Here is an 8,950-nt window from a genome sequence, read left to right as displayed (position 1 = left end):
AAGTTTGAAGATTAGACATAAACAAATCCTCCGCATGGTCTAAGCCATACGGAGGATTAACTGTTTTACGGACACCCGTCTATGGTCGGGAGTGTTTTGCGCTTTATTCGGCCTCGTGGTGAGACTGACGCTCCGCCATGGGGATGTAGTGGCCGTGGGTGGTGACGGCGCGGTACGCCGGACGCATGATGCGGTGGCAGGTGATGAGCTCTTCCATGCGGTTGGCGCACCAGCCCGCGATACGGGCGGAGGCGAACAGCGGCGTGAACACGTCCTGAGGGATGCCCAGCATGGTGTACACCAGGCCGGAGTACATGTCCACGTTGGCGCACATGGGGGTGTTGTCACCGCGGCGCTCCTGCACCAGCAGGATGCCCAGCTCCTCCACCTTCTGCAGAAGGGCGAAGTCCTCGGCGTAGCCCTTGATCTCCGCCATGTGCTGGGCGTATTTCTTCAGCAGCACGGCGCGGGGGTCGGACATGGTATACACCGCGTGGCCCAGACCGTACAGCTTGCCGGACCTGTCGCCGGCCTCCTTGTCCAGCAGCTTCACCAGATAGTCGCGGATGGAGCCGTCGTCGTGGGGGTCCACATTCTCCTTGACATAGCGGAACATCTCCATGACCTTGGCGTTGGCGCCGCCGTGGAGCGGACCCTTCAGGGAGCCTACGGCTCCGGCGATGGCGCTGTACGTATCCGTGCCGCTGGAGGACATGGCGCGGCAGACGAAGGTGGAGTTGTTGCCGCCGCCGTGCTCCGCGTGGACCATCAGCATCATATCCAGCAGGTGGGCCTCCTCCTCGGTGTAGTTGGTATCGGGCCGGATCATCCGCAGGAAGTTCTCCGCAGTGGACAGCTCCGCCACGGGGAAATGGATGTGCAGGGAGTCACCCTGGAAATAGTGGCGCTTCACCGCGTAGGAGTTGGCCACGATGGAGGGGAAGCAGCCGATGAGCTTTACCGACTGCAGGAGCAGGTTCTCGATGGAGGTGTCGTCGGCACTGGCATCGTAGGAGTACAGGCTCAGCACGCTGCGGGCCAGCTCGTTCATCATGTTGCCGCTGGGATGCCGCATGATCATGCCCTCGGTGAAACCCTCCGGCAGCTTGCGGGCCTGGCTCATGATGTCCTTGAACCGCTTCAGCTCGGCCTCCGTGGGCAGGTAGCCCATCACCAGCAGGTACGCCACCTCCTCATAGCCGAAGGTGCCGGCTCTGCGGTGGGCCTCCACGATGTCGGTAAGCTCGATGCCGCGGTAGTACAGGCGGCCCGGGGTAGGGATGCGCTGTCCGTCCTGCAGCAGGTAGCCCTGCACGCTGCCTACCTTGGTGACGCCCACCAGCACGCCGGTGCCGTCGCTGTTGCGCAGACCCTTTTTGACCTCACCCTGATAGAACTGGGGGCCGATGGCATACTCCTCCTGAATGCGGCGGCTCAGCGGTTCTGTGTAGCGCTCCAGAATACCGGTATCCTTCTCAACCATAATGCTTTCCTTTCTCCTGCGGCGTCCGCAGGCTTTCATCCTGTTGGGGCGATTATAACGCGCCAATTTGCGTTTTGCAAGATGAAAATACGCAAAATTCATAAATGACGGAAAAATTTCTTAAAAACAGGGGAAAATCAGGGGACGCGACACACAAAATGCAATAATTAATTTTTTAACTTTCATTTTAGGGCTTGCACACGCAAAATTATCTGCTATACTATACCCATCAAAAATGATACGTCAAAAATTCTCCGAAAAGGAGCGTGACCATATGATCCAGCTGCACCACGGCGGCGTCACCCTGCAAAACGGGGTGCCGGCGCCCGCCAAGACTGCCGCACCGGCCCTGCGTGACAGGACCATGGCCTACCAGATCCTCCGCCGCCACGACAAGCCCGCGGGGGACGGCCTGCTGCACCTGACCTTTGACAGTCTCATCTCCCACGACATCACCTACGTGGGCGTCATCCAGACCGCCAAGGCCAGCGGCATGACGGAGTTCCCCGTACCCTATGTGCTGACCAACTGCCACAACAGCCTGTGCGCCGTGGGCGGCACCATCAACGAGGACGACCATGTGTTCGGCCTGTCCGCTGCCGTGAAGTACGGCGGCGACTACGTCCCCGCCAATCAGGCCGTCATCCACCAGTACGCCCGGGAGATGATGAGCGGCTGCGGCCGCATGATCCTGGGCTCCGACAGCCACACGCGCTACGGCGCGCTGGGTACCATGGGCGTGGGAGAGGGCGGTCCCGAGATCGTCAAGCAGCTGCTGCGGAACACCTACGACATCGCCGCGCCGGAGGTCATTCTGGTGTGGCTCACCGGCGAGCCGCCCCGCGGCGTCGGTCCCCACGACGTGGCCATCGCCCTGTGCGGCGCGGTGTACAAAAACGGCTTCGTGAAGAATAAGGTGCTGGAGTTCGCCGGTCCCGCCGTGTCCCGCCTGCCCATGGACTACCGTATCGGTATCGACGTGATGACCACGGAGACCGCCTGCCTCAGCTCCATCTGGGAGACGGACGAAGCCGTGGCGGACTATCTGGCCCTCCATGGCCGCCCCGAGACGTTCACCGCCCTGCATCCACAGGACGGCGCGTACTACGACGGCATGATCACCATCGACCTTGACCGCATGGAGCCTATGGCTGCCCTGCCGTTCCACCCCTCCGAGGCGGTGACGCTCCGCGAGCTGCTCCATGACCCCGGCGACCACCTGCGGGAGGTGGAGAAGCGGGCCGCCGCCCAGTTCGGCGGCAAGGCCGGCCTGCACCTGACGGACAAGCTGGCGGACGGCAAGCTGGTGGTGGATCAGGGCGTCATCGCCGGGTGCGCCGGCGGCATGTACGACAACATCGCCGAGGCCGCCGCCATTCTGGCGGGCCACGATACCGGCAGCGGCTACTTCTCCCTGTCGGTGTATCCGCCCTCCGTCCCCGTGAATCTGGAGCTGATGGAAAACGGCGTCCAGCAGTCCCTGCTGGCCTCCGGCGCACTGTTCAAGCCCTGCTTCTGCGGCCCCTGCTTCGGCGCGGGAGATGTCCCCGCCAACAACGGCCTTTCCATCCGCCACACCACCCGCAACTTCCCCAACCGCGAAGGCTCCAAGCCCGCCGACGGTCAGCTGGCCGGCGTCATCCTCATGGACGCCCGCTCCATCGCCGCTACGGCGCGAAACCACGGTGTCCTCACCTCCGCCGCCGACGTGGACTACACGCCGCCCGCGCCGGTGCAGCGCCGGTTCGACCGTGCGGTGTACGACTGCCGGGTCTACTTCGGCTTTGGTAAGGCGCAGCCGGACGCACCCTTGAAGTACGGTCCCAATATTGCCGAGTGGCCCGCCATTCCCGCCCTGTCCGACGACCTTCTCATGCAGGTGGCCTCCGTCCTGCGGGACGAGGTCACCACCACCGACGAGCTGATCCCCTCCGGCGAGACGTCCTCCTACCGCTCCAATCCCCTGAAGCTGGCGGAGTTTGCTCTGTCCCGCCGCGACCCGGACTATGTGCCTCGCGCCAAGGCCACGCAGGCGCTGGAGACGGCGCGTGCCGCCGGTACGGTGCCGCCGGAGCTGCAAGCGGTGCTGATGGCGCTGCACCTGCCGGAGAGCGCACTGGAGCGCATGCACATCGGCTCCGTCATCTTCGCCAATAAACCCGGCGACGGCTCCGCACGGGAGCAGGCCGCCTCCTGCCAGCGGGTGCTGGGCGGCTGCGCCAACATCTGCTATGAGTTCGCCACCAAGCGCTACCGTTCCAACTGCGTCAACTGGGGCATGCTGCCCTTCACGCTGGCGGATGGCGCACCCTTCAACGCCGTGCCGGGGGATTTCATCTTCGTCCCCGCTGTCCGGGAAAAGGTGGCGCGAGGCGACGGGGAATTCCCTGCCGTTTTGATCCATGACGGAAAGACGCAGCCCCTGACCCTGTACCTGAAAAACACCGGCGCGGAGGAGCGTGAGCTGCTGCTCACCGGCTGCCTCATGAACCACTACGCCGCGCAGAACCGGAGGTAACGATGGAAAAGATCAAAATGCCTGTCCCCATCGCCGAGCTGGACGGCGATGAGATGACCCACATCCTGTGGGGAATGATCAAGGATCAGCTGATAAAGCCCTTTGTAGACCTGAACACCGAGTACTACGACCTGTCGCTGCCCAACCGGGACAGGACGGAGGATGCCGTGACCCGGCAGGCGGCGGAGGCCATCAAGCGCCTGCACGTGGGCGTGAAGTGCGCCACCATCACCCCCAACTACCAGCGGCAGGAGGAGTACGGCCTCAAGCAGCTGTGGAAGTCCCCCAACGCCACCATCCGTGCGGCGCTGGACGGCACGGTGTTCCGCGCCCCCATCCTCATTTCCCGTGTGAAGCCGGTGGTGACCTGCTGGAAAAAGCCCATCACCATCGCCCGCCACGCCTACGGCGACGTATATAAGGCGGTGGAGTACCGCGTCCCCGGCCCCGGTAAGGCGGAGCTGGTGTTCACCGACGACCACGGCGCGGAACTGAGCCGCCAGACGGTCTACGACTTCACCGGCCCCGGCGTGTTGCAGGCCATGCACAACCGGGACGACTCCATCCTGTCCTTCGCCCGCTGCTGCTTCGCCTACGCGCTGGACGTGAAGCAGGATGTCTGGTTCTCCTCCAAGGACACCATCTCCAAGGACTACGACCAGACGTTCAAGCTGCTGTTCCAGAAGGTGTTCGATGAGGAGTACCGCGCCGCCTTCGACGCCGCCGGCCTCCACTACCGCTACGCCCTCATCGACGACGTGGCTGCCAAGGTCATCCGCTCCTCCGGCGGCATCATCTGGGCCTGCAAGAACTACGACGGCGACGTGATGAGCGACCTCATCGCCGCCGCGTCCGGCTCGCTGCCCATGATGACCAGCGTGCTGGTGTCGCCGGACGGCAATTTCGAGTACGAGGCAGCCCACGGCACCGTCACCGACCATTTCTACCGCTGGCGCAGGGGCGAGAAGGTGTCCACCAACCCGCTGGCGACGATGGCTGCATGGTCCGGTGCCCTGAAAAAGCGGGGCGAGCTGGATGGCAGCGCCGCGCTGGTGCATTTTGCCGATTGTCTCTATCAGGCGGGGCTGGACGTGTTTGAGGAGGGGTATCTCTCCGAGGATCTGGCGCCTCTGTGCGACCCGGCGGAGCTGAAGGAGATGCCGGACAATGACCGGCTCATCGCCCTCATCCGCGCGCGGCTGGAGATGCTGCTGGCCCGGTAAATACGCATAAAAAAACCCCCACGGCACCGCCGTGGGGGATTTTTTTTGCTCATTTGAAGAACTCAAACCGTGGGGAATCCCTGGTGACAACGCCGGCCTCGATCTCGATGCCATCCCCGAAGAACCTGCGCAGCAGCGCCGCCAGCTCGTCCGCGGCGGCCTGCACCTCGTCGGCGTTCACATCGGAAAAGCCGTCGATGGGGAACAGGATGGCTTTCGTCTCCTCTGTGATCTTGCCTCGCTCCGACTGCCGCCACGTCCAGCGGCGGGTGCGGATCTCGCTGCCGGAGGCGTACACCGCCTCGCCCATGTCCGGTGTCTCCTCCTCCGTACTGCCGAAAGGAATGAAGGTGTCGCCCTCCTTGGCCAGGCGCACGTCCAGCCCCTCATCGATGGTGTCCAGATCGTGGGCGCCCATGGGCAGCCGGTGCTTGATGGACACGGCGTTGCCCAGATCCACGGCGGCGTTGATGTGGGGGAAGCCCTTGCCCTTGGCAATACGGGTCAGCAGCGCTTCAATGGAGCACAGGAACTTGTTGGGGTTGATGCCCAGCGCCGTAAAGGCGTTGCGGTAGGGGAGGATATCCTCCGTCTCCTTGGGTTTCTTTCCCGCGAAATACGCTTCGCAGGCGGCCACGTTCTCCGCCAGCATCTGCTCCAGCTGGGGGATGTCGTGGGTATTGTCCAGACCCCGCACGGCCACCGCACCGAAGCAGGCGTTGGGCAGCTTCTCAAAAAATTCCTGGGATACCTGATAGTACATGTGGTTGCCTCCTTTTTTCCGGCTTTCCCGTTCTGTTGCGGGTATTATAGACCTCTTGCCGCCGTTTGCCAAGGGCCTGTAAAGAAAAAAGCACTGTCCTGTGTGAATGGTGTCGTTGTTTACCAAAATGTGAAAAATGCGCATGAGCGGGAATGGATCCCTGCGGCCGCCCCAGTCACGGTTGAAACAGCTGCCGAAAAAGTGTATACCGCCGTTATGCTTCAGCGTGATCCGCAGACGCAGAGACTATATCTGCATGATGCGATTACAGAAAAAGAGCTCGACATTCGTGGTACCGAGCACCTCAAAACCCATAGAGGGTCAGACACCACAAATAGCGAACTCTATACTGCAGATATACTACGAAATGCCTTGAATGTCAAGAGCGAGCAGCTTTCCGCCGGCCGGAGCATCGAGGAGATGACGGGGGAGGATCTTTCGAACGTCGGGCATATGAAAGAAGAAGCATTCCCCAAATTGACGGCTCTTCCGGAAACTCCGGCGCTCTGCGGGGGAATGCTTCTGCGAACAGTATACCCGCCTCCGACGGAAATGTCAACACGGAAAAGCTTTCCACCGGCCGGAGCATCGATGAGATGGCGGGAGAGGATGCGGACACATGGCGCGGCGTGGATACGGGGCGGGTCACGCAGGAGAACGGCCTGTTCCGACGTGACGCCGGCCGCCCAACACACATAAAGAGAGCCTGTGGCATTGCGTCACAGACTCTCCTTTTACATATGTATGATGCGATTCTCCGCAGACGGCTCACTTCTCGCCGAAGGTGTATGTCAGATCGCCCTTGCTGCAGATGTAGTGGACCTGATAGCCGGAGGTGGTATTCTGCGCCTCCGCCGTGGGCACGGCCACGGCCACGTAACCGGTCTGGAGCTTCACCGTGGTGCCATCGTCGTACGTGATGGTATCGGTGACGTTGTACTCCCAGCTGAGCCCGAAGTCGCGGTAGGTTCCGGTGGACATGTAGTCCTGCTGCAAATAGGCGTAATAGGCCCGCACGTTGGCCAGATCCGCCGATTCCCTGGCTTTGTGGATGCTCCTGCCCATGGCGGGGATGGCAATCGCCGCCAGCACCGCAATGATGGCCACCACGATGAGCATCTCCATCAGCGTGAAGCCCTGTTTCCTTTTATTATGTACCATCGAAACACCTCATAAAAGCCGAAATATCGGCGAAATCTTCAGGGCAAAACAGGCACGACTGGAGGTCGTGCCTGTTTTGTGGTCGGAGTGGGGGGACTTGAACCCCCGGCCTCTTGGTCCCGAACCAAGCGCGCTACCAACTGCGCTACACCCCGTCAGCCGTTCTATTATAGGCGCAAATGCGCCTGCTGTCAAGGAAAATTTCGCCGCCCCTACACCCCTTGTATTTTGCTGCCGATCCGGAGCCATTCCGGCGTCTAACGCCGGAATGGCGCGCATACACTGTGCCGGAAGGGAGGTGTATCCGTATGGCACAGCGTTCCACGGCGCCGCAGCGCCGGACGGCGGCCCGCCGCGCGGCCTACCGCGCCCGTGTCCGCACCACAGCAGACAGCCGCCGTCCGCCCCAGCCGCCGCGCCCTGCTGCGGGCAAGCCCGCAGCCCGGAAACCGGCATCTCCGCAGGAGAAGCGCCGCATGGTACAGCTGCTGGTCAGCGGTGTCCTGTTGGTGGTGGCTATCGCCGTCAAGCTGCTGATGCCCGACGTGCTGGACCGCTATCGCGCACGGGTGCTGGATCTGCTGGGGGCCGATACCGACTTTGTGGAGGTGTTCTCTGCTGCAGGCCGCGCCTTCTCGGAGGAGGGCGCCATCGGCGGCGCGCTGACCGATGCCTATACCGCGGTGTTCGGCTCGGGGGAGGTGACGGCGTCGCCGTCGCCCACGTCCGCCGTCTGCACGCCGGAGGCGCAGCCCACCGATGCGGAGCTGCTCCAGCAGGTACTGGGCTTCGCCTATACTGCGCCGGTAGAGGGGCAGCTGTCCTCCGGCTTCGGCCTCCGCACCGACCCGCTGGAGGGCGTCGGCCGCTTTCACTACGGGCTGGACATCGCCGCGCCGGAGGGCGCGGTGGTGTCCAGCTTTGCCGACGGGACGGTGACGGCGGTGGGGGAGAGCAGCGAGCTGGGCCGCTACGTCGCCGTCTCTCACGCCAATGGCTTTTCCACGCTGTACGCCCACTGCACCCGCGTCACCGCCTCCGCCGGACAGCAGGTGTCACGGGGCGATCCCATCGCCGAGGTGGGCGATACCGGCCGCGCCACCGGTCCTCACCTCCACTTTGAGCTGCACCGCGGCAGCACTTACCTGAACCCTGTTTATTATGTCACGCTCTCCTGATGTCACCGTCTGCGTCCGTCCCTCCGCGCTGCTGACGCCGGCGCTTTTCCTGCTGCTGACGGATACGCCCATCCTGCTGGCGGCGCTGCTGCCGGCGGCCCTGCTCCACGAACTGGCCCACTACGCGGTGCTGCGTCTGTGCGGCGTCCGTACCGCCCGCTTCACCCTCACCGGTCTGGGCGCATCGCTGTACGTGCCGGAGCTGCACCGCCTGTCCTACGGCGCGGAGCTGCTCAGCGCCGCCGCGGGGCCGCTGATGAACCTGCTGCTGTGGGTGCTGCTGAGCCTTACCGGCAGAGAGGAGCTGACGCTGTTCGCCGGAGCCCAGATGGTGCTGGGCGTTCTGAACCTGCTGCCGGTGCGTCCCATGGACGGCGGCCGCATCCTGTGGCTGGCCACGGCATACCTGACGGAGCCCTACACCGCCGACCGCGTGGCCGCCGCCGTAGGACTGGCCGCATCGTCGGCGCTGCTGGCGCTGTGCCTCTGGCTGGTGCTGACCACCGGCAGCGGCCTGTTCCTCCTGCTGGGAGCGCTGTGGCTGGCGTACCGCAGTTTGCCGCCGGAAGTTTTTTTGCCCCGCCGCCTTGCCAAACCGACAAAAAACAGGTAAAATAAACTGTT

Annotated in this window: 7 protein-coding genes and 1 tRNA gene; 4 read left to right on the top strand and 4 right to left on the bottom strand. The window is 63.2% G+C overall.

From position 1 onward, the window contains the following. Positions 1 to 103: 103 nt before the first annotated feature. The gene (locus tag ACZM22_RS08275) at positions 104 to 1,483 is read right to left on the bottom strand and encodes a citrate synthase (protein ID WP_489543718.1); all 1,380 of its coding nucleotides are present in this window, start codon (positions 1,481 to 1,483) and stop codon (positions 104 to 106) included. Positions 1,484 to 1,757: 274 nt separating this feature from the next. On the opposite strand from ACZM22_RS08275, the gene ACZM22_RS08270 reads away from it, so the two are divergent. Together ACZM22_RS08270 and ACZM22_RS08265 are read left to right on the top strand one after the other, a co-directional pair. Next, positions 1,758 to 4,001: a hydratase gene (locus ACZM22_RS08270; RefSeq protein WP_489543717.1), complete on the top strand. Its 2,244-nt coding sequence runs from the start codon at positions 1,758 to 1,760 to the stop codon at positions 3,999 to 4,001. A 2-nt stretch (positions 4,002 to 4,003) separates the two neighbouring features. Then, positions 4,004 to 5,224, top strand: coding sequence for an NADP-dependent isocitrate dehydrogenase (locus tag ACZM22_RS08265; protein ID WP_489543716.1), 1,221 nt, complete (start codon positions 4,004 to 4,006; stop codon positions 5,222 to 5,224). Positions 5,225 to 5,273: 49 nt separating this feature from the next. Here the strand turns inward: ACZM22_RS08265 and ACZM22_RS08260 are convergent, their stop codons facing one another. The 3 genes from ACZM22_RS08260 to ACZM22_RS08250 form a co-directional block, all read right to left on the bottom strand. Further along, the gene (locus ACZM22_RS08260) at positions 5,274 to 5,987 is read right to left on the bottom strand and encodes a B3/B4 domain-containing protein (RefSeq protein ID WP_489543715.1); all 714 of its coding nucleotides are present in this window, start codon (positions 5,985 to 5,987) and stop codon (positions 5,274 to 5,276) included. A 768-nt stretch (positions 5,988 to 6,755) separates the two neighbouring features. Further along, the gene (locus tag ACZM22_RS08255) at positions 6,756 to 7,148 is read right to left on the bottom strand and encodes a prepilin-type N-terminal cleavage/methylation domain-containing protein (RefSeq protein WP_483268399.1); all 393 of its coding nucleotides are present in this window, start codon (positions 7,146 to 7,148) and stop codon (positions 6,756 to 6,758) included. Positions 7,149 to 7,227: 79 nt separating this feature from the next. Further along, positions 7,228 to 7,303 (bottom strand) — tRNA-Pro (locus ACZM22_RS08250). A 153-nt stretch (positions 7,304 to 7,456) separates the two neighbouring features. On the opposite strand from ACZM22_RS08250, the gene ACZM22_RS08245 reads away from it, so the two are divergent. Both ACZM22_RS08245 and ACZM22_RS08240 read left to right on the top strand, forming a co-directional pair. Beyond that, a complete protein-coding gene (locus tag ACZM22_RS08245) occupies positions 7,457 to 8,326 on the top strand; it encodes a M23 family metallopeptidase (protein ID WP_489543714.1) in 870 nt (289 codons plus the stop codon). Next, positions 8,310 to 8,939: a zinc metalloprotease gene (locus ACZM22_RS08240; RefSeq protein WP_489543713.1), complete on the top strand. Its 630-nt coding sequence runs from the start codon at positions 8,310 to 8,312 to the stop codon at positions 8,937 to 8,939. Before ACZM22_RS08245 ends, ACZM22_RS08240 begins: the two co-directional genes overlap by 17 nt. Positions 8,940 to 8,950 lie beyond the last annotated feature (11 nt).

It is taken from the genome of Vescimonas sp., from assembly GCF_057856985.1.
This window is presented reverse-complemented; position numbering and strand designations above follow the sequence as displayed.